The 21,357-nt window shown below is 62.3% G+C and carries 18 protein-coding genes; 11 read left to right on the forward strand and 7 right to left on the reverse strand.

Annotated features, from left to right (window positions below):
- Nucleotides 1–122: 122 nt before the first annotated feature.
- The 5 genes from M0D67_RS17550 to M0D67_RS17570 form a co-directional block, all read right to left on the reverse strand.
- On the reverse strand, nucleotides 123–1,397 hold the full coding sequence (locus M0D67_RS17550; protein ID WP_266239288.1) for an acyl-CoA dehydrogenase family protein: 1,275 nt from the start codon (nucleotides 1,395–1,397) through the stop codon (nucleotides 123–125).
- A 965-nt stretch (nucleotides 1,398–2,362) separates the two neighbouring features.
- Nucleotides 2,363–3,256 carry an ABC transporter permease gene (locus M0D67_RS17555; RefSeq protein WP_266239289.1) on the reverse strand — a complete coding sequence of 298 codons (894 nt, stop codon included), beginning with the start codon at nucleotides 3,254–3,256 and terminating at the stop codon, nucleotides 2,363–2,365.
- A gap of 2 nt (nucleotides 3,257–3,258) precedes the next feature.
- Nucleotides 3,259–4,173 carry an ABC transporter permease gene (locus M0D67_RS17560; protein ID WP_154565885.1) on the reverse strand — a complete coding sequence of 305 codons (915 nt, stop codon included), beginning with the start codon at nucleotides 4,171–4,173 and terminating at the stop codon, nucleotides 3,259–3,261.
- 119 nt (nucleotides 4,174–4,292) lie between these two features.
- Nucleotides 4,293–5,588, reverse strand: coding sequence for a PotD/PotF family extracellular solute-binding protein (locus tag M0D67_RS17565; protein WP_154565886.1), 1,296 nt, complete (start codon nucleotides 5,586–5,588; stop codon nucleotides 4,293–4,295).
- Nucleotides 5,589–5,740: 152 nt separating this feature from the next.
- Nucleotides 5,741–6,799 carry an ABC transporter ATP-binding protein gene (locus M0D67_RS17570; protein ID WP_266239290.1) on the reverse strand — a complete coding sequence of 353 codons (1,059 nt, stop codon included), beginning with the start codon at nucleotides 6,797–6,799 and terminating at the stop codon, nucleotides 5,741–5,743.
- A gap of 316 nt (nucleotides 6,800–7,115) precedes the next feature.
- Here M0D67_RS17570 and M0D67_RS17575 point away from each other — a divergent pair, with 316 nt between their 5' ends.
- Both M0D67_RS17575 and M0D67_RS17580 read left to right on the forward strand, forming a co-directional pair.
- Nucleotides 7,116–8,081: a polysaccharide deacetylase family protein gene (locus M0D67_RS17575; RefSeq protein WP_154565888.1), complete on the forward strand. Its 966-nt coding sequence runs from the start codon at nucleotides 7,116–7,118 to the stop codon at nucleotides 8,079–8,081.
- Nucleotides 8,078–8,839 (forward strand): GntR family transcriptional regulator, encoded by a 762-nt coding sequence (locus M0D67_RS17580; protein ID WP_154565889.1) that lies wholly within the window; start codon nucleotides 8,078–8,080, stop codon nucleotides 8,837–8,839. Before M0D67_RS17575 ends, M0D67_RS17580 begins: the two co-directional genes overlap by 4 nt.
- A gap of 34 nt (nucleotides 8,840–8,873) precedes the next feature.
- Here M0D67_RS17580 and ggt read toward each other — a convergent pair whose 3' ends face one another.
- Nucleotides 8,874–10,460 carry a gamma-glutamyltransferase gene (gene ggt / locus M0D67_RS17585; protein ID WP_266239291.1) on the reverse strand — a complete coding sequence of 529 codons (1,587 nt, stop codon included), beginning with the start codon at nucleotides 10,458–10,460 and terminating at the stop codon, nucleotides 8,874–8,876.
- 349 nt (nucleotides 10,461–10,809) lie between these two features.
- Between ggt and atzF the strand changes: the two genes are divergently transcribed.
- The 9 genes from atzF (at nucleotide 10,810) to M0D67_RS17630 (ending at nucleotide 20,203) form a co-directional block, all read left to right on the forward strand.
- Nucleotides 10,810–12,681, forward strand: coding sequence for an allophanate hydrolase (gene atzF / locus M0D67_RS17590; RefSeq protein ID WP_266239292.1), 1,872 nt, complete (start codon nucleotides 10,810–10,812; stop codon nucleotides 12,679–12,681).
- Nucleotides 12,682–12,721: 40 nt separating this feature from the next.
- On the forward strand, nucleotides 12,722–13,819 hold the full coding sequence (locus M0D67_RS17595; RefSeq protein WP_054042313.1) for a BMP family ABC transporter substrate-binding protein: 1,098 nt from the start codon (nucleotides 12,722–12,724) through the stop codon (nucleotides 13,817–13,819).
- 57 nt (nucleotides 13,820–13,876) lie between these two features.
- Nucleotides 13,877–14,992 carry an ABC transporter permease gene (locus M0D67_RS17600; protein ID WP_266239324.1) on the forward strand — a complete coding sequence of 372 codons (1,116 nt, stop codon included), beginning with the start codon at nucleotides 13,877–13,879 and terminating at the stop codon, nucleotides 14,990–14,992.
- A complete protein-coding gene (locus M0D67_RS17605) occupies nucleotides 14,985–15,911 on the forward strand; it encodes an ABC transporter permease (protein ID WP_266239293.1) in 927 nt (308 codons plus the stop codon). The genes M0D67_RS17600 and M0D67_RS17605 overlap by 8 nt, the downstream gene beginning before the upstream one ends.
- A 61-nt stretch (nucleotides 15,912–15,972) precedes the next feature.
- A complete protein-coding gene (locus M0D67_RS17610; RefSeq protein ID WP_266239294.1) occupies nucleotides 15,973–16,707 on the forward strand; it encodes a cysteine hydrolase family protein in 735 nt (244 codons plus the stop codon).
- Nucleotides 16,708–16,710: 3 nt separating this feature from the next.
- On the forward strand, nucleotides 16,711–18,348 hold the full coding sequence (locus M0D67_RS17615) for an ABC transporter ATP-binding protein (RefSeq protein ID WP_266239295.1): 1,638 nt from the start codon (nucleotides 16,711–16,713) through the stop codon (nucleotides 18,346–18,348).
- Nucleotides 18,345–19,040: a cysteine hydrolase family protein gene (locus tag M0D67_RS17620; RefSeq protein WP_266239296.1), complete on the forward strand. Its 696-nt coding sequence runs from the start codon at nucleotides 18,345–18,347 to the stop codon at nucleotides 19,038–19,040. The genes M0D67_RS17615 and M0D67_RS17620 overlap by 4 nt, the downstream gene beginning before the upstream one ends.
- Nucleotides 19,031–19,417 carry an oxalurate catabolism protein HpxZ gene (gene hpxZ, locus M0D67_RS17625; RefSeq protein ID WP_154565895.1) on the forward strand — a complete coding sequence of 129 codons (387 nt, stop codon included), beginning with the start codon at nucleotides 19,031–19,033 and terminating at the stop codon, nucleotides 19,415–19,417. Before M0D67_RS17620 ends, hpxZ begins: the two co-directional genes overlap by 10 nt.
- A gap of 36 nt (nucleotides 19,418–19,453) precedes the next feature.
- Nucleotides 19,454–20,203 (forward strand): GntR family transcriptional regulator, encoded by a 750-nt coding sequence (locus M0D67_RS17630; protein ID WP_171928394.1) that lies wholly within the window; start codon nucleotides 19,454–19,456, stop codon nucleotides 20,201–20,203.
- Nucleotides 20,204–20,213: 10 nt separating this feature from the next.
- Here the strand turns inward: M0D67_RS17630 and M0D67_RS17635 are convergent, their stop codons facing one another.
- Complete coding sequence (locus tag M0D67_RS17635) at nucleotides 20,214–21,257, reverse strand: rod shape-determining protein (protein WP_028194510.1); 1,044 nt, start codon at nucleotides 21,255–21,257, stop codon at nucleotides 20,214–20,216.
- Nucleotides 21,258–21,357 lie beyond the last annotated feature (100 nt).

A 21,357-nucleotide genomic window follows, 5' to 3' on the forward strand; every position in this document is an offset into this window, starting at 1 on the left:
GGATCCAGCGTCGAACCAGATTCCTGCCGGGCAAAAAGTTCTAAGGCCGCGTGAGCGGCCTTAGTCGTTTTAGCGCGCCGGGTGCGCCGCGGCATAGGCGGGCACCTCGACCTGATACTTTTTTACAGCTGAGCAGCCGCCGCGGAGACTTCCGGATTCCGCGCCACGCCAAACCTTTCCTTGTGCGCAGTTCCATTCAGATAGAAATCACCGATAGCGGCTTCGCGGATGATTGCCGGATTGTGCGACGCCAGCACACGCGCATTGCGCCAGTACCGATCGAAGCGGCGCGTCTCGCTGGTCGCCGATGCACCGCCCACTTCGAACAACAAAGTCGCCGCTTGCAGGGTTTGTTCGATGACGATCTGCTGCGCCTGGAAAGTCTGGATGTCGAGGCGCACATAGGTCTGTTCGTCAGTGCGGCCTTCCTGCCGCGCGACCGACACTTCATCGATCGCGCTGGCTAGCGAAGCGCTGATGCTCTGCGTCGAGTACGCAAGGCTTGCAAGCCGGCCGACTACACGATGCACCAAGGGATTGTCGCGCGGGCTCGATTCACCCGGAATGCCGAAGGTTCTCGTTTTACCTTGTGTGAACGCCACCGCATCGCGCAGTGCCGCGCGACTGATACCGGCAAGGTTCGCGACATGCAGTGCCTGATAGTACGCAGTAAGCAGACTGTTACGGCGTGGTTCGGACGCGTTATATCGGCGGTACAGATTGTCGAGTGAGACCGGCACGTGATCGAAACGTGCCGTGCCGCTACCGGTCAGACGCTGCCCGAAACCATCCCAATCGTCGATGCGGGCGAGCCCTGGCGCATCGGTTTTGACGAGTACGCGGACGTCGCTTTCGCCGTCGTGCGCGGTAACGTCGACCCAGTCGGCGTAGAGCGTGCCTGTGGTGTAGTACTTCTCGCCGTCGAGATGCCACGCACCGTCGCTTTGGGTGAGACGTACGCTGTTGTTGGTCACGCCGGTGCGTTCGGAAACGGCGCCGCCGATAATCTGACCTTGTGCGATACGCGTGAACCATCGGTCACGCAACGATTCATCACCATTTTCCAGCAGCGATTCAATAAATCCTCCGTGCACGCGCAGGATTTGCGGAAGGTTCGAGTCCGCTTCGCCGAGACGCGTGACTAACGCAAAGAACGCTTTCAGCGAGATGCCTTCGCCACCGAAGCGCCTGGGCACGCGCAGTTTGGTGTATCCGGCTTCGCGCAGCCATTCCACCGGCGCGTAGGCCAGTTCCCGATTCTGTTCGCGTTCTACTGCACCTTCGGCGATGCGGGCGAATACAGGTGCGAAGCGTTGGGTTAGTTCGTTTTCGCCGAACGGGTCTGCTGCATCTGCGGTGGTGGGATTCGGGGATGCGTGCGATTCAGATGTTGGCATGAGTTCTCCAGAGCGGGCCGGGCGCCGAGCGCAATCTGAGAACGGTACGGGAGGGGAAGGGGGTGGGCAACCAAGTATTTGGTTGATTCTTAGAACGGGGAGTGAAATGGTTTTTTTGCCTGCGCGGCGCTTGTTTGTCTGTGTGCCTGGGCTTTGGCCTTTCCTTGCATTGTTAGTGGTCTATTAGCGTTGCCCCTGTGCGGGGCGGCACCTACTTCTCTTTGCCGGCTGCAAAGAGAAGTAGGCAAGAGAAAGCAGCTCAAACCACTCCTGCTAAGCGGGTCCCGTAGTTTGCTGCGGGTAGTGGTGCATCTGGAATCCGTGTTCTCGCACATTCCGCGTCAGTGACAAGGGATTCATCAGCTCCCACTCCGCACTACGTGCGTCGCGGACGGGTCTGCATGGGAAACCACGGGCTTCGTTTGAGGTCCGTGGGGCCATCGGCTTCGCCTCGGCGACGCGCCTCTGCACTCACCCGGAACCCCCATTTCAAACGATGCGTCGGTGTACTGCAATCATCGTCTCGGTCACAGTCACAGCTGCGGTAGGCGATTGCGGTTGCCGTTCTAATCACAATCGCGGTGGTGACGCAGTGACGAGTCGCGGTTCGGTGGCGAGGCGCGGGCGCCAAAACGCAGTGGTCGGTTCTATGAAGTACGCTTCGGCGCGCGCAGCGCCGCCGGAAGTATGACTCCCTTGTCACTGGCGTATGCAGGGGCACGAACACAGATTCCAGATGCACCACTACCCGCAGCAGACCACGGGACCCGCTTAGCAGGAGTGGTTTGAGCTGCTTTCTCTTGACTACTTCTCTTTGCAGCCGGCAAAGAGAAGTAGGTGCCGCCCCGCACAGGGGCAACGCTAATAGACCACTAACAATGCAAGGAAAGGCACCAAGGCCAGAACAAGGAAAAGCCAACACCCCAGGCAAACAGAAAAACAAGCGCCGAGCAGGCAAAGAAACGTTACTTCACCCGCCGACGCCCCAACCCCCGCACCGCGAGCAAACACAAAACCATAACCGTGAGCGACAAGACCGTGGTCATCGTCCCAAGCGCATAAATCACAGGCGTCGTCACCGACGTGGTAAGACCCTGCAATTCGAGCGGCAAGGTATTCTGATCTCCAATCGCCTGCGAGGTACGCGCAATCTCATCCCATGAAAGTGTGAAACCAAACATTGCGACGCCGACAACCGAAGGTCCGATGATAGGCAAAACAACGTGCCGGAAGCTCTGCCACGGCGTGGCGCCAAGATCCCGCGAAGCCTCTTCATAAGCAGGATTGAAGCGGTTGAACACAGCAAACATCACGAGCAAACCGAACGGCAGCGTCCACGTCAAATGCGCACCCAGCGCCGACGTGAACAAGCCCATCGACGTCGTATCGGTATCGGCAAACGACTGATACCCCCACGCGGAAGCGAGATACTTCACACCGTTATCGAGCAACCGGAACGTCAGCCCGACCCCAAGCGAAACGATAATGGACGGCATGATCAGACTGGCGACCGAGACGTAAAAGACCGCCGTATCCCCGCGAAACCGCCGGCGAAAAGCCAATCCGGCTGCCACCGAGAACAGCACCGTCAACACTGTCACAGCCAGCGCGAGCCGCACTGATCGCGCAAATGCACCCCAGATGTCGACATCGCCGACGCCGTCACGCAGCGCGGCAAACCAGTGCAACGACACGCCACGCATCGGAAACGTCAGCCCGCCCTCGGGTCCCTGAAACGAAAGAATGAAAATCGTAATGACCGGTCCATAGAGGAACAGGACGAACAAGCCGAACAGCAACGCGAGCCAGTAAAAGCTGGCCGGCCGACGCTCCCGATGTTTGAGGCGAATGGCCTGCATCTTCACAGCTCCTTGCGGATATCGACCACCCGCGTCAGACCCCACACGATCATCAACACGACAGCCAGCAGAATGATCGCGTTGGCTGCCGCGGCGGGAAATTGCAGGTAGCCGGTCTGGACCTGAATGATCTTGCCGACCGATGCGATCTGCTGGCCGCCCATCACGCCGACGGTCAGGAAATCGCCCATTACGATCGTGATCACGAAGATCGAGCCGATCACAATGCCGGTCTTCGATAGCGGCAACACCACGTCGCGAATCACTTGCCAGCCGCTCGCCCCCGCATCGCGTGCCGCTTCGAGCAAGGAGCGGTCGATCCGCATCATCGCGTTGAAAATCGGCACGATCATGAAGAACGTATAGAGGTGCACGAACGCCAGCACGACCGAGAAGTTCGAATACAGCAGCCATTCGAGCGGCTGGTCGATCAGATGCGCGCCCAGCAGTGCCTGATTGACGAGCCCGTTACGGCCGAGCAACGGCATCCAGGAAATCATGCGGATCACGTTCGACGTCCAGAAGGGAATCGTGCAGACGAGGAACAGGATTGTCTGCATGCTCGTCGTGCGCACGTGGAACGCGAGGAAGTAAGCGATCGAAAAACCCAGCAGCAAGGTCACGGCCCATACGATCGCGCAGAACTTGAGCGTCGACCAGTACGTTTTCAAGGTCACACAGACGTCCGTCATCGACGAACAGCCGTTGAAAATCGCCGCGTAGTTTTTCAACGTGAACGCCGGGATGATCTGGTATTCGTTGAAGTCCCAGAAACTGACGATCAACGTGATGGCCAACGGCACGATGAAAAACAGCAGGAACGTGAGCGAAAGCGGCGTCGCCTGCAACCATGCCGGCGCGCGCCGGTGTTTGACGGGCTCATCCTGCGCGTGAGAGGGAAGGTCGATCGTTGCCATGGGCGGATATCAGTGGAAGCACTTTTGCGGCATGACCGCGTCATCGAAGAACTGCCGGCATGTCATGCACCGGCAGTCCGGCATGCGATTCAGTCGCTCAAGTCACGCTCAAGCCACGCTCAAGCTGCGATGAACTCGTTCCACTTCTGAACCATGTAGATGTTCTCGTCCATCACCGCATTCCAGCAGGCAATCGCCCCCATGCGCTGGTTGTACGAGCCACCGTCGCGCACCGTGCCGGTTTTTTCGAGCAACTGGCCGTCAGGTGCCTTGATATCCTGCGCGGCAGCTTTGCCTTCGATCCAGTAGTCCCATTCGTAAGGCTGCATGTGCGTTTTCGCCGTCTCGAGCACGCCGGAGTAATAGCCTTGACGCATCAGGTAGGCGCCTGCCCACCCGTCCTGGAACCAGTTGACGAACTCGTACGCAGCGTCGAGTTTCTTGCCTTGCAGCGAGCGCGGAAAGCCGAAACCTGACGCCCACGAACGATAGCCTTCCTTGAGCGGCTGGAACTTGCACGCGACGCCCATGGTGCGTACTTTGGTTACGGCCGGCGACCACATCGACTGGATCACCACCTCGCCCGACGCCATCAGGTTCACGCTTTCGTTGAAATCCTTCCAGAACGCGCGGAACTGGCCGGCGCGCTTCGCTTCGATCAGGATCTTGATGGTCTGGTCGATTTCGGCCTTGGTCATGTTGCCTTTGTCGCCGTACTTCACGTGACCCATCGCCTCGATCGCCATTGCCGAATCCATGATGCCGATCGCGGGAATGTTCAACAGCGCCGCCTTGCCCTTGAATTGCGGATTGAGCAGTTCGGCCCAACTGTCGATCGGCCGCTTGATGAGGTCGGGACGGATGCCGAGCGTGTCCGCGTTGTATGTGGTCGGGATCAGCGTCATCCATTCGGTCGGCGTTGCGGAGAATTCCGTGGAGCGCGGGCCGGTCAGGAACATCACCTTTTTCGGCGCGGTGCCCTGATCGCCGATCTTCTTGCCGTTCACTTCACCGCGTGTCAACACCGGCGTGATCTTGTCGGCGAGCTTGATACGTTTCGCGTCCATGCCCGCGAGCGTGCCGGCCGGGATCAGTTTCTTGAGCGCGAAATATTCGGTGTCGACAATGTCGAACGAGTTAGGCTGCGTGATGATGCGCTTGGCCACGTCGTCAGTCGTCACCGGCACGTATTGAATGTCGATGCCTGTGTCTTCCTTGAATTTCTTCGCGATGTCGGCGCTCTGGTTCACCGCCGTGCCGAGGTAGCGCAACGTGATCTTCTCCTGCGCATGCACGTACGGAAAACCGGCAATGCCGGCCGCCGCCACAGCGCCCTTGATGAACGTGCGGCGTGACAGGCCCTTTTCCTTCAGATCGGATGCGGCCGCTGCCGGGCTCTCGTTCGCTTCACTCATTGCCTTCTCCTCAGTTGACGTTCGTTTGATGCGCGCTTGATGTTCGATCAGCGCCTGTTTGTCGTTCAGTTGAAGCTCGGTTCACGCTACTCGTTCAGAGACGTTCTTTGCGCCGCCATGTCGCGCAAGGCAGAACACAACCGCGCACCTGCTCAGGCCGCCAGCGGATGCGCGTCCTGCTCGTTCCACCAGACCACCACACGCGCGTCGGGGCCGAGCCGCGCAGGGTCATAGTCGCCGTCGCTCACGAGCGAAATCAGTTCAGGCGAGCCGTCGAGCGGATCGAGCGTCATGCGTAAATGGGTGCCTTGGTACTCCGCTTCGCGTACCTTGCAGGGCACGCCGCCAATCCGCGTCAGGCCGCTCTCACCGGTTGCGGTCTGGACGGGCGTGACGCCGTGCGGCACCACCCGCAAATGATCGGCGCGTACGGTAAACGAGCGGCCGTTCGTGTTGAATACGTTGTGACCACCGAGAAAACGCGCGACGAATTCAGTCCGCGGGCGATTGAAGACTTCGTGCGGCGAGCCACTTTGTTCGATGTGCCCGTGACTCATCACGACCACCAGATCGGCAAGCGCCATCGCTTCTTCCTGCGAATGTGTGACGTGCACGAACGTGATGCCGAGTTCTTTCTGCCAGCGCTTGAGTTCCGCACGCATCTGCACGCGCAGGAACGGATCGAGCGCTGATAACGGCTCGTCGAGCAATAGACAACCCGGTTGATTCAGCAACGCACGAGCGAGCGCCACACGTTGCTGCTGGCCACCCGACAGTTGCGCCGGTTTGCGTTCGGCATACGCGGACATCGCGACCAGTTCCAGCAGCTCACCGGCACGCTTGCGGCGCACATCCTTCGCGATGCCGCGCATTTTCAGGCTGAACGCGACGTTATCGAGCGCGCTCAGATGCGGGAACAGCGCGTAGTTCTGAAAGACCATTGCCGTGCCGCGGGCAGCGGGTTCTTCCCGCGTGACATTGCGTCCCGCGATCAGAATGTCACCCTCGGTGACCGATTCATGCCCGGCGATCATGCGCAGGGTCGAGGTCTTGCCACATCCCGAGGGCCCGAGCAGGCAGCAGTACTGGCCGCCGGCAATGCGCAGATCGACGGCGTCGACGGCAAGCGAGTCGCCGTATTGCTTCGACACGTGCACCAGTTCGATATCGGCGGCTGTAGTTTCGAGCACCGTTGAAGCAGGCTGAATCATGGAGTGGGTGTCCTCGTGAACGGCGAAGTGCTGACGCACGCAAAACCACACGCGATGCCTCGGCGAAGCCATCCAAATGCAAGACATGTGCCATCCGTCGCTTCGTAGTGGTCGCGGATTGCAAACGCGCCGGTGTGCTTAACGTCGACGAGTTGGCTCACATATTGCAAACGATCCGCAGCGTCGATCGTCAGCGATCAAAGCGTTTCTTTTGCGCAATCGCGGTGCGTCTTCGGTCCGTCCCGGGGCATGATCCGGCCAACTCGGTTCATGCAGGGCGCCACGCGTCGCTTTTAGTCACTCACGGCTTCTTTACATGAACGACACACGGAACATGCCCGCAGCAGAGAATCGCGCCCGTCAATCGATCGCCACCCATGGCCGCTTTTCCTATCGCCCGATCACGGACAGCGATGCGTTCCGCTGGCCCGGCGATAGCGGGCTCGCGGTCTATCTCGGCTTCAATATCGAGCACTTTGCGTTCGGCGAGGGACTCGGCGCCGCGCTCGGCCCGATTTCGCCGCAACCGGATGTGCTGAACCATAGCTGGCGCGAGTACGGCAACCGCGTGGGCGCGTGGCGCTGTATCGAACTGTTCGACCAACTGGCAATGCCTGCGGGCACGCTCATCAATACCGCGCTCTACGACCATTGCCCGGAGTTGATCGCGGCCTGCGTGGCGCGTGGCGACGAACTGATCGGTCACGGTCACACCAATGCACACCGGCAAAGCGACCTCGACGAAAACGGCGAACGCGAACTGCTTCTGCATTGCCGCGAACGTATCGCCGAAGCGTCCGGCACGCCACCGCAGGGCTGGCTCTCACCGTGGATATCCGAATCGCACCTGACGCCTGACCTTCTGGCCGAGACCGGTTATCGCTATACGCTGAACTGGTGTCACGACGATCGTCCGGTACGCATGGCTACACGCAGTGGGCCGTTATGGTCGATTCCGTACCCGCAGGAACTCAACGATCTGCCGATGATGGTGGGCCGCCATATGGACGGCCGCGCGTTCGCCGACATGATCGTCGATCAGTTCGACGAGATGCTTGAACAGGCTAATCGCGGCACGCAGCCGCAGGCGCTCGTGATGGGTATCGCGCTCCATCCTTATCTGGTGGGGCAGCCATATCGACTACGGCATCTGCGCCGCGCACTCGACCATATCGCCGCGGCACGAGCGAAAGGCGATGTGTGGATCACGACGCCGGGCGCAATCGCGCATCACATGGACGAACTGGAGCGGGACGGCGTGTTGCGCCCGGAGGTCGCATGAGCACGAGCACCAACCCGAAAGCTGGCGCGGTCACCGCCAGAAAAACACCGAAGGAAGAAGCGGACGTCGACGAGCGCATCTATCAATCGATCTTCGACGGCGTGCTGAACCACCGTTTGACGCCCGGCACGAAGCTGCCGGAGCCCGAGTTGTGCCAACTGTTCGGCGTGGGCCGCGCGGTCGTGCGGCGCGTGCTGGAAAAGCTCGCCTACGACGGCATCGTCGTGCTGCGGCCGAACAAGGGCGCAGTGATCGCCGAGCCGACGCCGGAGGAAACGCGCGAGATCTTCGAAGCGCGGCGCTCCGTTGAACGCATGCTGGTCGAGCTGGCCGTACAGCGCGCGAGCGCCCAGGACATCAAGGCCTTGCGCCAGCAACTGGCGAGCGAACACGAGGCGATGCATCGCTTCGACCAGCCTTCGTGGGCCACGCTCGCGAGCGGTTTTCATATGCGCATCGCTGCGCTCGCGGGCAACTCGATCCTGCAAAACTATCTGAAGGAACTGGTTTCGCGCTGCTCGCTCATTGTCGGCGTATATGAACCACCGGGGCACGCGCCGTGCGAGCACGCTGAACATGCGACGATTGTCGATTGCATCGAGGCACGCGATGCAGCGGGCGCTATGGCCCATATGGAAGCGCACCTTCGCGATATCCAGGAGCGGATCGAAACCTCGCGGATGCGCGGCGAGAAGAGCCTGGGCCAGTTGCTCGGCATCACTGGCTACGCCAATGCGTCAGCGCGGGAAACTACGTGAGTGGCGACACGCGACCGCTTGATGCCCGGCTGACTCAAACCCCAAGCGCACGGCCGTCGCTACGTGGATCGTGCGCGCCTGATGCTGCACCGTCCGACTCGATGCGGATCACGCCTGGATGGCCCGCCAACGGACTCTGCGCCGGAATAGCGCTCACCTCATGTCCACGTGCAGCGAGTTCGGCGAACACGTTGGCGCCGGCGTCTTCTTCGAGCTTCAACGCATCGCGTGTATCGGAGAAAGTCTTGCCAAGCAGAAAGCGCGGACGGGCGAGGGCAGTGAGCGGGTCCATCCCGTAGTCGATCAGCCGCGTGAGGATCGCGGCCAGCGTTTGCGGCTGACCGTCGGCGCCTTGCGTGCCGAACAGCAGATGTGGCCGGCCATTCTTCAGGTACATGCCGGGGTTGAGCGTATGGAACGGCCGCTTGCCCGGTTGCACCGCGTTGTGATGCCGGGGATTCGTGCTGAATGACGCGCCGCGGTTGTGCCACAGAATCCCCGTATCGCGCGCCACCACGCCGCTACCCCAGTCGAAGTAAACCGTTTGCAGAACACTGACGCTGCGGCCTTCGCTATCCGTCGCGCCGATAAACACCGTGTCGCCCGGGCGGAACACATGAGGCCATGCGCGCGCTTCACGCAGGTTGATCGAGCGTGCATGCGCATCGAGCGCGGCGGGCGACAGCATGTCGTCTACCGGCACGGAGTTGAACTCAGGATCGGACACGAAGCGGTCGCGGTCCACGAACGCGACCTTCACCGCTTCCACCAGCAGGTGGTAGTAGTCGGCGCTGCCCTCGGCAATCTGCGCAATATCGAAGCGATCGAGCATGCCCATGATCTGCAAGGTCGTCACACCTTGAGTCGGCGGCCGCATGCTGACCAGTTCGCCGCCACGATAGGCCACCCGTAACGGCGCCTCATCGCGTGCTTGCGTTCGCGCCAGATCGCTCAACGTCAGCGGCGAGCCGGCTTCACGCAAACCATGTGCGATCCGCTCTGCAAGCTCGCCCTCATAGAATTCCCGCGCGCCGAAACGGGCAATCCGCTCGAGGCTCTTCGCCAGCGCAGGTTGCACGAAACGTTCGGCGATGGCAGGAATATGGCCGTGCGGCGCGAAAGTTGCCGCGAAGCCGGGCAGGGCGTGCAATTCGTCCGCCCGCATGCTTTGCCAGAAATGCTGCGAGGGCGTGACCGGGAAGCCATCGGTTGCATATTCCAGCGCACGGTCGAACAGCGACGACCACGATTGCGCGCCGTCCCATGCGTCTTTGCTGATCTCATACGCCTGATGCCATGTATCCACGGTCGCGGCCGTTGTGAGTGCCGAGGCAGCACCTCGCAGTGGAATGGCGCCTGTGAACGCGGGCAGTTGCTGTGCGGCCTGGCCGATGCCCGACACCGTGCGCAACATCCCTTGCCGGTCGCCGATCACCCAGAAAGCGTCACCGCCGAGCCCGGTGAAATGCGGATACGTCACGCAGAGCGCCGCGCCGATCGCGATCGCGGCTTCGATCGCGTTGCCGCCCGCACGCAATACGTCGCGACCCGCCTCGCTCGCCAACGCATGAGGGCTGGTGACCATGCCGGCAGTCGAACTGGCGAGTCGGGTGTCGTGCATCGATGCTCCGCTACGGGGGATGAGCAGTGAGTGAGGTCGTCGGAGTAGCGAGTATAAGTTCGCGCACGGCGCCGAAAAAAATCGGCACGTAGCGGTAACGTGCGATCGCGGCGCGCCGCTGCGCGCCAGGCTCGAATGCAGGCGCAGGAGCCCCGAGTTGGGGAGCGCTGCACCATGACGCTTTGATCGAAAGGCGGCAGCGCGGCCCGTCCTCGCCGCCGGTAAATCGTCGCAAAACCAAACCTGGCAAGGCTGACAGCGCGTTCGGGCGAACTTGAAAGTCACCTGGCATAGCTCCTGCTAATTTGAGTCCAAACTTGTATTCAAGATTGAACTCAAGGAAAAACCAGTGCCAATTTCGTCGCCCCTGAAGGTCCGTAGCCTCCTCTCGGCTTATGCCGCCAAACGTCTTACGCCGACTGAGGCCGTGGCGTCGGCGCTTGCCCGTATCGCCGAAATCGACCGGCCGGAAGTCTGGATCCTGCGTGTGCCCGCTGCGGACGTAGAGGCCCGCGCCCACGCGCTCGAAGCGCTTTACGAAGAGCAGGGCAGTGCCGTGTTCGAACGGATGCCGCTGTTCGGCGTGCCGTTCGCGGTCAAAGACAATATCGACGTTGCCGGCTTGCCGACCACCGCCGCGTGCGAGCCGTTCAGCTATACGCCGGACACCTCGGCATTCGCCGTGCAGCGCCTCATCGACGCCGGCGCGATCCTGATCGGCAAGACCAATCTCGACCAGTTCGCGACCGGTCTCGTCGGCACGCGTTCGCCTTACGGCGCGGTGCGGAACACCGAGTATCCAGAGCGCGTGTCGGGCGGGTCGAGTTCAGGCTCGGCGGTTGCTGTGGCCGCGGGTTGCGTGGCCTTTTCGCTCGGCACCGACACGGCCGGGTCCGGGCGCGTGCCGGCTGGGTTCAACGGGCTTGTCGGCCTGAAGCCGTCGCTTGGACTCGTCAGCAAGCGCGGCGTGGTGCCGGCGTGCCGCAGCCTCGACACGATCTCGGTGTTCGCGCACGACGTTGACGATGCATGGCGCGTGTTCAATGAAATCGCGTGCTTCGATCCGCTCGACGGTTACTCGCGCAAGGTACCGGGTCTCGGTCTCCTGCGTAGCGCGCCGCGGATCGGCGTGCCGGATCATCTCGAGTTCTACGGGGACGCAGCGGCGAATCAGGCCTTCTCAGCCGCACTCGATACGCTCTCTACCCATCTGCATCTCGCGCCCACGCCGATCGACTTCCAGCCGCTCAAACAGGTCTCCGCGCTGCTCTACGACGGCCCCTGGGTGGCGGAAAGGCGCGCCGCGCTCGGTTCATTCTTCGAGACGCATCACGAAGCGGTCCATCCGGTCGTCGCAACGGTGATCGGCAAAGCGGATCGCTACAGTGCCGCTGACGCGTTCAATGGCCAGTACGCGCTCGCCGATCTGAAGCGGCACGCCGAACAGCTCTTCGAGACGATCGACATCCTGATCGTCCCGACCACGCCGACGCATCCGTTGATCGCCGATGTGCAGGCCAATCCTGTGGAGTTGAACAGCCAGCTTGGCTACTACACGAACTTCGTCAACCTGCTCGATCTGTGCGCGTTGGCCGTGCCGTGCCGGCGTCGCCAGGACGGCTTGCCGGCTGGCGTCACACTGATCGCGCCGAGCGGCGCGGACCGTCGGCTCGCCGAGTTGGGCGCGCGGATCCAGGCGCTGTTCGCAAGCGAGGCCGAGGCTCGGAGCGAGAGCGAGGCTGTGGCCACGACCGTGACTGAAAAGAAAACCGCAGCCGCGGCCAACACGATCGAACCACTGCCATTTCAGGAGCAGACCATCGCGCTTGCCGTGGTCGGTGCGCATCTGCGCGGCCAGCCGCTGAACTGGCAGCTTCAGGAAGCCGGCGCGCGTTTTGTCATGGCGACGCAAACCGCCGCCGATTACACGCTTTACGCGCTTGCCAACACGCAGCCGCCCAAGCCAGGCTTGGTGCGCGTCACCGACCAGCAAGGCGCACCCATTGCCGTGGAAGTCTGGGAAATGCCGCTGCGCACCTTCGGCAAATTTGTCGCCGACGTGCCCGCACCGCTCGGTATCGGCTCCGTGCAACTCGCCAACGGCCTCACGGTGAAGGGCTTCATCTGCGAACCGTCGGCGGTTAGCGACGACAGCGGCGCACTAGACATCACCTCGTTTGGCGGCTGGCTCGCTTATCTCGACAGCCTGAACGTCAACTGAAGGCCAACGCTCTTCACCTCTCCACAAGGAATTGGACACCATGACCAGTCGCCGCAATTTCATCAAGAGCGCCAGCCTGTTGACGCTCGGCAATATCCTGCCGATTCAATCGGTGTTTGCCGCGCCGAAGACGACGGTCGGCGTGATCTACGTCGGCGCACGCAGCGACTACGGTTACAACCAGGCTCAGGCGACCGCTGCCGCTGTCATCAAGAAGATGCCTGACGTGAAGGTGGTGGAAGAGGAGAACGTGCCCGAAACCATCGCCGTGCAGAAAACCATGGAAGCGATGATCGAACAGGACGGCGCGACGTTGATTTTCGCGACCTCGTTCGGTTACTTCGATCCGCATGTGCTGAAGATGGCGGCCAAATATCCGAAGGTGCGTTTTGCGCATTGCGGCGGTTTGTGGAAGCAGGGCAACCCGTCGAACATCACCAGCTACTTCGGTTATATCGACGAATGCCAGTACCTGAACGGCGTGGTCGCGGGTCACATGACGAAGAGCAAGAAGCTCGGCTTCGTCGCCGCCAAACCGATTCCGCAGGTGCTGCGCAACATCAACTCGTTCACGCTTGGCGCGCAGTCCGTCGATCCGTCGATCACCACGCAGGTGATTTTCACGGGCGACTGGTCGATGCCGGTGAAGGAAGCGGAAGCCACCAACAGTCTCATCGATCAGGGTTGCGATGTGCTGACCTGCCACGTCGATGGCCCGAAGGTGGTCGTCGAAACGGCGGAAAAGCGCGGCGCGATGAGTTGTGGTTACCACGCGAGCCAGGCGGCGCTCGCGCCGAAAGGCTATCTGACCGGCGCGGAATGGGACTGGGCGACGCCGTACAAGCAACTGGTCACGGGCGCACAGGCCGGCACGCCGCAACCGAATGTGTTGCGCGGCGGCTTGAAAGAAGGCTTCGTGAAGATGTCGCCGTACGGCGCGAAAGTCACCGCGCCGGCGAAGCAGAACGCCGACTCGATCAAAGGAAGCATGGTGGCCGGCAATTTCGTGATCTTCAAAGGACCGATGAAGGACAACAAGGGCGGCACGGCGATCGCCTCCGGCGCGAGCCATATACAGACCGATTACACGCTCGAAAGCATGAACTATCTGGTGGCAGGCGTCGTCGGTCAGATTTGATCGTGGCCTGCGTGATTGTGTGAGTGTGCGTGAGTTTGCATGAGCGAAGGAGCCGTGATGCGCCCCAATGCCCCTACCGCGAGAGTGATGCTGTCGCTCTTGCCCGCGTTGCCGACCGCGTTGGCGGTGCTCGGCACGCTGCTGCTGTTTTCGTTGTTCCTGCTGGTGCAGGGGCAGCCGGCGCTCGATGCGATCGGGCTGATCTTTGAGGGCGCTTTCGGCTCGTCGTTCGCGTGGCAGAGCACCTTGCTGCGCGCGTCGCCGTTGATGTTAACCGCGTTGTGCGTCGCGCTGCCCGCCCAGGTTGGACTGATTGTAATTGGCGGCGAGGGCGCGCTCGCGCTCGGCGGCATGTCCGCGGCGATCGTCCCGCAGATGCTGCCGCACGGCACGCCGTGGCTGATTGCCACGCCGTTGATGGCGGTGGCCGGCATGCTGGCCGGCGGTATCTGGATCGGTGCGGTCGGCGCGTTGCGGCAGTGGCGTGGCGTCAACGAGACGATCAGCAGCCTGTTGATGTCGTATATCGCGATCGCGCTATTCAAACATCTGGTGGAAGGGCCGCTGCGCGATCCCGCAAGCCTGAACAAACCGTCCACCTATCCGGTGCCCGACGCGATGATGATCGGCTCGATCCCCGGACTCGACACGCACTGGGGACTGTTCTGGGGCGTCGTCGCGTGCATCGCGGCGTGGGTGTTCGTAAAGTTCAGCACCAAGGGCTTTGCGATGCGCGTGGTGGGCGGCAGTCATCGCGCGGCGCGTCTGGTCGGCTTGCCGGTCAATCTGCTGGCCCTTGCCGCGTGCGTATTGGGCGGTGCTGCGGCGGGACTCGGCGGCATGTTCGAAGTGGCGGCGGTGCAGGGCAGCGCTAATGCGTCCTTGCTCGCGGGTTATGGCTACGCGGGCATCCTCGTCGCGTTCGCTGCACGGCAGAATCCGCTCGCGATCATCGCGTGTGCGCTGATGATCGGCGGCATCGAGGCGAGCGGTTCTCTGCTGCAACGTCGGCTCGATCTCCCCGACGCCACCACGCTCGTCTTGCAAGGTCTGCTGTTCGCCAACCTGCTCGCGTGGGAAGCACTTGGCGGGCGCATCGCCGCATGGCGCGTCAAATTGCAGGCAGCCGCGCAGACCGACCTTCCCGTGCAACTGGAGCAGACCCATGCCTGATATGCACTCGCCCATCGTGATCTTGTTGCTGTCGCTGTTCGCCGGTGCGATCCGCGTCAGCACGCCTTATCTGTTCGTCAGTCTCGGGGAGTGTTTAACCGAGAAGGGCGGGCGCGTAAATCTCGGCCTCGAAGGCATCCTCGTGTCAGGCGCGATGAGCGGCTATGCCGGCGCTTTTCTGACCGGCTCGCCGTGGGCCGGCGTGCTTGCGGCCGGTTTCGTAGGCTTGCTGCTCGGCTGTCTGCACAGCCTCGTGTGCTCGTTGCCGCGCGTGTCGGACATTGCGTTCGGCATCGCGTTGATGCTGCTCGGCACCGGGCTCGCGTTCTATCTCGGCAAGCCTTTCATCGAACCGCAGGCGCCGATGCTGCCGTTCATCGACCTCGGCACGTGGACCTCGTCGCCACAATTGCATAACGCGCTGCATATCAACCTGCTGTTCGTGATCGGCGTGGTGTTGTCCTTCGTTCTGCAATGGGGCTTGCGCAATACCCGTTGGGGGATGGTGCTGCGGCTCGTCGGTGATCACGCCGAGACGGCGCGCGCCATGGGCTATCCGCTCACGCGCGTGCGCATCGCCGCGACGGCGGTGGGCGGTGTGTTCGCGGGCATCGGCGGTGCGTATCTGTCGCTGGTGTATCCGGGGAGCTGGAACGAAGGGCTCTCCAGCGGACAAGGACTGATGGCGGTCGCGCTGGTGATCTTCGCGCGCTGGCAGCCTTTGCGTTGCCTGTGGGCCGCGTTGCTGTTCGGTGCGGCCGGCGCGCTCGGGCCGGCGTTGCAGGCGATCGGCGTGACGAGCGGCTACTACCTCTACAACGCGGCGCCTTATGTGCTGACGCTCGCGATCATGATCGTCAATTGCCGTCCGGATCGCACGCTGGCTGGCGCGCCGGGCGAGTTGAGCCTGACTCGCTGAGCTTGCCCCACCGTGCGTGCCTTCAAAGACCCCGCCAGGACCTAACAAGGATCTCACCGCCATGAACCGATTCATCGAAGCGAAACCGTACCCGTGGCCATACGATGGCGACCTGCGCCCGGACAACACGGCACTCGTGATCATCGACATGCAGACGGATTTCTGCGGCCACGGCGGCTATGTCGACAAAATGGGCTACGACCTGTCGCTGACGCGCGCGCCGATCGAGCCGATCAAAAGCGTGCTGAAACCGATGCGCGAACTGGGCTTCACGATCATTCACACGCGTGAAGGGCATCGCCCGGACCTCTCCGACCTGCCCGCGAACAAACGCTGGCGCAGCCGCCGTGCGGGCACCGACGGCGTAGGCATCGGCGACGACGGCCCCTGCGGCAAGATCCTCGTGCGAGGCGAACCGGGCTGGGAAATCATCGACGAACTGAAGCCGCTGCCAGGCGAGATCATCATCGACAAACCCGGCAAGGGCTCCTTCTGTGCGACGGATCTCGAACTGATTCTGCGTACGCGCGGCATCGTCAATCTGGTGCTGACCGGCATCACCACCGACGTATGCGTCCACACGACGATGCGCGAAGCCAACGATCGCGGCTTCGAATGCACGGTGCTGGCCGATTGCTGCGGCGCGACCGACAAGAGCAATCACGACGCCGCGTTGCACATGATCACCATGCAAGGCGGCGTGTTCGGCACGGTGTCGGATTCACACGCGCTGCTGGCTACGCTACTGGCCACGACGGCTGCGCCAGCAGCGGCGCTGGCCACTTCAGGCAGATAAACCATGACCACGGCGCCGAAGGCATTGGGCGTGGAAGTGCTGAACGCAAGCAAAACGTTCGGCGCGTTTCGCGCATTGGATAGCGTCTCGATCAAGGTCAAAGCCGGCACGATTCACGCGCTGCTCGGCGAGAACGGGGCGGGCAAGAGCACGCTCGTGAAGGGCCTGGTCGGCTACGGCGTGCTCGACGACGGACAGATCGCCGCCGACGATCGTGAGGTCCACATCGCATCGCCGCGCGATGCACAGGCGCTCGGCATTGGCATGGTGTATCAGCATTTCACGCTGGCGTCAGGCCTATCGGTCGAAGAAAACCTGTTGCTCGCGCGCGGACGGATGCCGTGGAAAATCGACTGGAAGGGCGAGCGCGCCGCGCTTGCCGCGTTCATGCAGCGCATGCCGTTTCGCTTGCCGCTAGACACGCCGGTGGCCATGCTCGCTGCTGGTGAAAAGCAGAAACTCGAGATCCTGAAGCAGCTTTATTTGCAGCAGCGCTTCCTGATTCTCGACGAACCCACCTCGGTCCTGACACCACAAGAAGCTGACGAAGTGCTCGGCTTGATGCGCGATCTGACCTCGCGCGGCGAGCTGACGGTGCTGATGATCACGCACAAGTTCCGCGAAGTGATGGCTTATGCCGACGACGTCACCGTGTTGCGCAAGGGCCGGCAAGTCGGCACGAGCGCGGTTCCCAACACCAGCCGCGACGAACTCGCAGCGTGGATGATGGGCACCGTCGCTACCCATGCGCCGAACGAAGTCCCCTTGAGGGACGAAGCGCCGGTGATGGCTGCGGTGACCGTGGAACGCCTGCCACGCAAACCAGTCGACGACACGGCGCAAGTACGTCTCGCACTGCACGACGTTTCAGTCGAAGGCGATCGCGGCCACTCGGCAGTCAAGCACGCGACGCTGTCCGTGCGAGCGGGCGAAATCCTCGGGCTTGCGGGCGTTTCCGGAAACGGACAGAAGGAATTGGTGGAAGCGCTGGTCGGGCAGCGTCGTGTGAAAGCCGGCGACATGGAGGTAGCGGGCAAGGCCTATCACACAACGCGCGAAGAGATGACCCAAAGGCGCGTGTTCGCGATTCCCGAGGAGCCGCTGAAAAACGCCTGCGTCGCCGGGATGAGCGTGGCGCAGAACCTCGCGCTGCGCGACTTCGATCGCGAGCCTTTGCGGCGCGGCGGCTGGTGGCTCAACCGGCGTGCCGTGCGTGAGCGCGCCGCGCAGCTGATCGCCGAGTTCAACGTGCGTCCACCGCTACCCGAACGAACCATCGGCACGCTGTCGGGCGGCAATGTGCAGCGCGCGGTGCTGGCGCGCGAACTCGGACAGCCGGTGGATGTGCTGATCGTCGCGAACCCTGTGTTCGGTCTGGATTTCGCGTCCGTCGCCGATATCCATGCCCGTCTGATGGCTGCACGCGATGCAGGCGCGGCAGTGCTGCTGGTCAGCGAAGACCTTGACGAACTGCTCGAACTGGCGGACCGCATCGTGGTGATCGCGGAGGGCAAACTGGTGTTCGAGACGCCGGCGGCACGTGCGGATCGGACCGTGCTCGGTCAGCATATGGCAGGGCACGGCGACACGCCGGCGCATCGCGCCGTACCCGCAGAAAGAATGAAGGAAGCCATCGGATGACACAGCAAACCCCGCTGACGATCGACGCCCAACCGGGCCCCTTCACATTGGACCCCACGAAAACCGCACTGATCGTGATCGACATGCAACGCGATTTCATCGAACCGGGCGGCTTCGGCGAATCGCTTGGTAACGACGTGTCGCTGCTGGCTGAGATCGTGCCGACCGTCGCGGCGTTGCTGGCCTTCGCGCGCAAGCATCAATGGCTCGTGGCGCACACGCGTGAATCGCACGCGGCGGATCTGTCCGACTGCCCGCTGGCGAAACGGCTCAGAGGTGCGCCCAATGCCCGCATCGGCGATGCAGGGCCCATGGGGCGCATCCTGATTCGCGGCGAGCCCGGTAATGCAATCATCGAGCCGCTCACGCCGCTTGCCGGTGAACTCGTGATCGATAAACCCGGCAAGGGCGCGTTCTACGCCACCCGGCTCGGTGAAGAGCTTGCGATGCGCGGCATCACGCATCTCGTGTTTGCGGGTGTGACCACCGAAGTGTGCGTGCAGACCTCGATGCGTGAAGCTAACGACCGCGGCTACGACAGTCTGCTGGTCGAAGATGCGACCGCCAGCTATTTCCCCGCGTTCAAACAGGCGACGCTCGAGATGGTGCGCTCGCAAGGCGGCATTGTCGGCTGGACCGCGCCGCTTGCTTCATTGACGAAACTCGACGAGACGATCCCGGCATGGAGATAAATCAGCCCGAAGTGGTAGCGCAAGTGCAGGCAGCCTTTGTCGAATACGAGCGGGCGCTGGTCGACAACGACGTCGCGGCAATGAACGCGCTTTTCTGGCACACGCCGGAGACGGTCCGCTATGGAATCGCCGAAATCCAGCATGGCGGCGAAGCGATCCGTGCATGGCGCGAGAGCTGCGAGCCGGTGCCGAAGTCGCGCAAGCTGCATCGCACCGTGGTAACAACGTTCGGCACAGACTTCGCCACCGTCAGCACTGAGTTCACCAGTGATGCGACGCCTTTGATCGGCCGTCAGATGCAGACGTGGGCGAGGCTCGGTCCCGCCGACGGCTGGAAGATCGTCGCGGCGCACGTCAGCCTTATCGCCATGCCATGAAACGCCGATAATAAGAAAAAAGGGGATGTGGCATCAATGAACGACGATACGACAAATCTGCTCGAGACCCCCGCGGAGCCTGACACGCCTGCCGTGCCGGGCGCCGCCAATCCGCTCGCCGAGCAGGTGTACCAGCAGTTGAAGAACGATATCTTCAGCTTTCGCCTGTTTCCCGGCGACCGTTTTTCCGAAAACGGCATCGCGCAGCACTACGGCGTGTCGCGCACGCCGATGCGCGACGGCCTGTTTCGTTTGCAACGCGAGGGTTATCTGGAAGTCGGCTTCCGGCGTGGCTGGAAAGTCTCGCCGATCAATTTCGACCAGCTCGATCAGCTCTACGATTTGCGCATCGTGCTGGAAGTGGCGGCCGTCGAACGCGTGGGGGCGGGCGGCGACGTCGCGCATGCGGCCGTCGAAGCGCTGAAGGCGATATGGTGCGTCGAGCCCGAATTGCGCGAGAGCGACCCGGTCAAGATGTTCGGCATGGATGAGAACTTCCACCGTCAACTGGTCGCGGCGACCGGCAACGCGGAGATGCTGCGCGTGCATAACGAAGTGACCGAGCGCATCCGCATCGTGCGTCGATTGGACTTCCTCAAACCGCACCGCACGAGCGCCACCTACGACGAGCACTCCACCATGCTGAACCTGATCGAACGCAACCGGGTGACGGAGGCGATCATCCTGCTGCGCGCGCATATCACGCAGAGCAAGCTGGAAGTGCGCAAGATCACGCTTTCCATGCTGGCCGCCGCGCGCGATAGCAAGTTGCCGTTTGTGTCCTGAGTGACCACCCTCACTCGTACGAAAACGCCCCGCCGAACTTATCCATCCGCTCCAGCGCCATCCCCGAGCCACGCACCACACAGGTCAACGGCGCTTCGGCGACGAACACCGGCAGGCCGGTTTCTTCCGCGAGCAGGCGGTCGAGATCGCGCAGCAACGCACCGCCGCCCGCGAGCATGATGCCGCGCTCGGCGATGTCGGCGCCCAGTTCCGGCGGCGTCTGTTCCAGCGCGATCTTCACCGCCGAGACGATCTGGTTCAGCGGATCGGTGAGCGCTTCGAGAATCTCGTTGCTGGACACCGTGAAGCTGCGCGGAATGCCTTCGGACATATTGCGGCCCTTGACTTCCATCTCCTTGACTTCGGAGCCCGGAAACGCGGAGCCGATTTCCTTCTTGATGGCCTCGGCAGTCTGCTCGCCGATCAGCATCCCGTAGTTGCGGCGAATGTAGTTGACGATCGCATCGTCGAACTTGTCACCGCCCACGCGCACCGAACCTTTATAGACGACACCGCCGAGCGAGATCACGCCCACTTCGGTCGTGCCGCCGCCTATATCGACCACCATCGAGCCGGTCGCTTCCGACACCGGCAGGCCGGCGCCGGTCGCTGCGGCCATCGGCTCTTCGATCAGATAGACCTGCGAGGCGCCCGCACTATGCGCGGCTTCCTTGATCGCGCGGCGCTCGACCTGAGTCGACCCGCATGGTACGCAGATGATGATGCGCGGCGACGGCGCGAACATCCGCGACTCGTGCGCCATCTGGATGAAGCGCTTGATCATCTGCTGGGTGATGTTGAAGTCGGCGATCACGCCGTCCTTCATCGGGCGGATCGCCTCGATATTGCCCGGCACCTTGCCGAGCATCTGTTTCGCTTCCTTGCCGACGGCCAGAATGATCTTCTTACCGTTCGGGCCGCCTTCCTGACGAATCGAGACCACCGAGGGTTCGTCCAGCACGATGCCCTTGCCACGCATATAGATCAGCGTGTTCGACGTGCCGAGGTCGATTGCCAGGTCGTTGGAAAAATAGCCACGCAAAAAACCGAACATGCAAATTCCTGTCTCGCTGATGCCGGGCGCGTGAGCGCGCCGCTTGGGATGCCGCCCGGAGGCGGCAGGCGACCAGGTGATGGCCGGAGAGAGGGAAGAA

The organism is Paraburkholderia sp. SECH4, from assembly GCF_030511745.1.
Lineage (GTDB): Bacteria > Pseudomonadota > Gammaproteobacteria > Burkholderiales > Burkholderiaceae > Paraburkholderia > Paraburkholderia madseniana.

What these genes read in the sequence shown, in the direction of transcription:
- M0D67_RS17550 (WP_266239288.1), bottom strand. Translation starts at nt 1,397, where the DNA reads ATGCCAACATCTGAATCGCACGCATCCCCGAATCCCACCACCGCAGAT.
- M0D67_RS17555 (WP_266239289.1), bottom strand. Translation starts at nt 3,256, where the DNA reads ATGCAGGCCATTCGCCTCAAACATCGGGAGCGTCGGCCGGCCAGCTTT.
- M0D67_RS17560 (WP_154565885.1), bottom strand. Translation starts at nt 4,173, where the DNA reads ATGGCAACGATCGACCTTCCCTCTCACGCGCAGGATGAGCCCGTCAAA.
- M0D67_RS17565 (WP_154565886.1), bottom strand. Translation starts at nt 5,588, where the DNA reads ATGAGTGAAGCGAACGAGAGCCCGGCAGCGGCCGCATCCGATCTGAAG.
- M0D67_RS17570 (WP_266239290.1), bottom strand. Translation starts at nt 6,799, where the DNA reads ATGATTCAGCCTGCTTCAACGGTGCTCGAAACTACAGCCGCCGATATC.
- M0D67_RS17575 (WP_154565888.1), top strand. Translation starts at nt 7,116, where the DNA reads ATGAACGACACACGGAACATGCCCGCAGCAGAGAATCGCGCCCGTCAA.
- M0D67_RS17580 (WP_154565889.1), top strand. Translation starts at nt 8,078, where the DNA reads ATGAGCACGAGCACCAACCCGAAAGCTGGCGCGGTCACCGCCAGAAAA.
- ggt (WP_266239291.1), bottom strand. Translation starts at nt 10,460, where the DNA reads ATGCACGACACCCGACTCGCCAGTTCGACTGCCGGCATGGTCACCAGC.
- M0D67_RS17595 (WP_054042313.1), top strand. Translation starts at nt 12,722, where the DNA reads ATGACCAGTCGCCGCAATTTCATCAAGAGCGCCAGCCTGTTGACGCTC.
- M0D67_RS17600 (WP_266239324.1), top strand. Translation starts at nt 13,877, where the DNA reads ATGCGCCCCAATGCCCCTACCGCGAGAGTGATGCTGTCGCTCTTGCCC.
- M0D67_RS17605 (WP_266239293.1), top strand. Translation starts at nt 14,985, where the DNA reads ATGCCTGATATGCACTCGCCCATCGTGATCTTGTTGCTGTCGCTGTTC.
- M0D67_RS17610 (WP_266239294.1), top strand. Translation starts at nt 15,973, where the DNA reads ATGAACCGATTCATCGAAGCGAAACCGTACCCGTGGCCATACGATGGC.
- M0D67_RS17615 (WP_266239295.1), top strand. Translation starts at nt 16,711, where the DNA reads ATGACCACGGCGCCGAAGGCATTGGGCGTGGAAGTGCTGAACGCAAGC.
- M0D67_RS17620 (WP_266239296.1), top strand. Translation starts at nt 18,345, where the DNA reads ATGACACAGCAAACCCCGCTGACGATCGACGCCCAACCGGGCCCCTTC.
- hpxZ (WP_154565895.1), top strand. Translation starts at nt 19,031, where the DNA reads ATGGAGATAAATCAGCCCGAAGTGGTAGCGCAAGTGCAGGCAGCCTTT.
- M0D67_RS17630 (WP_171928394.1), top strand. Translation starts at nt 19,454, where the DNA reads ATGAACGACGATACGACAAATCTGCTCGAGACCCCCGCGGAGCCTGAC.
- M0D67_RS17635 (WP_028194510.1), bottom strand. Translation starts at nt 21,257, where the DNA reads ATGTTCGGTTTTTTGCGTGGCTATTTTTCCAACGACCTGGCAATCGAC.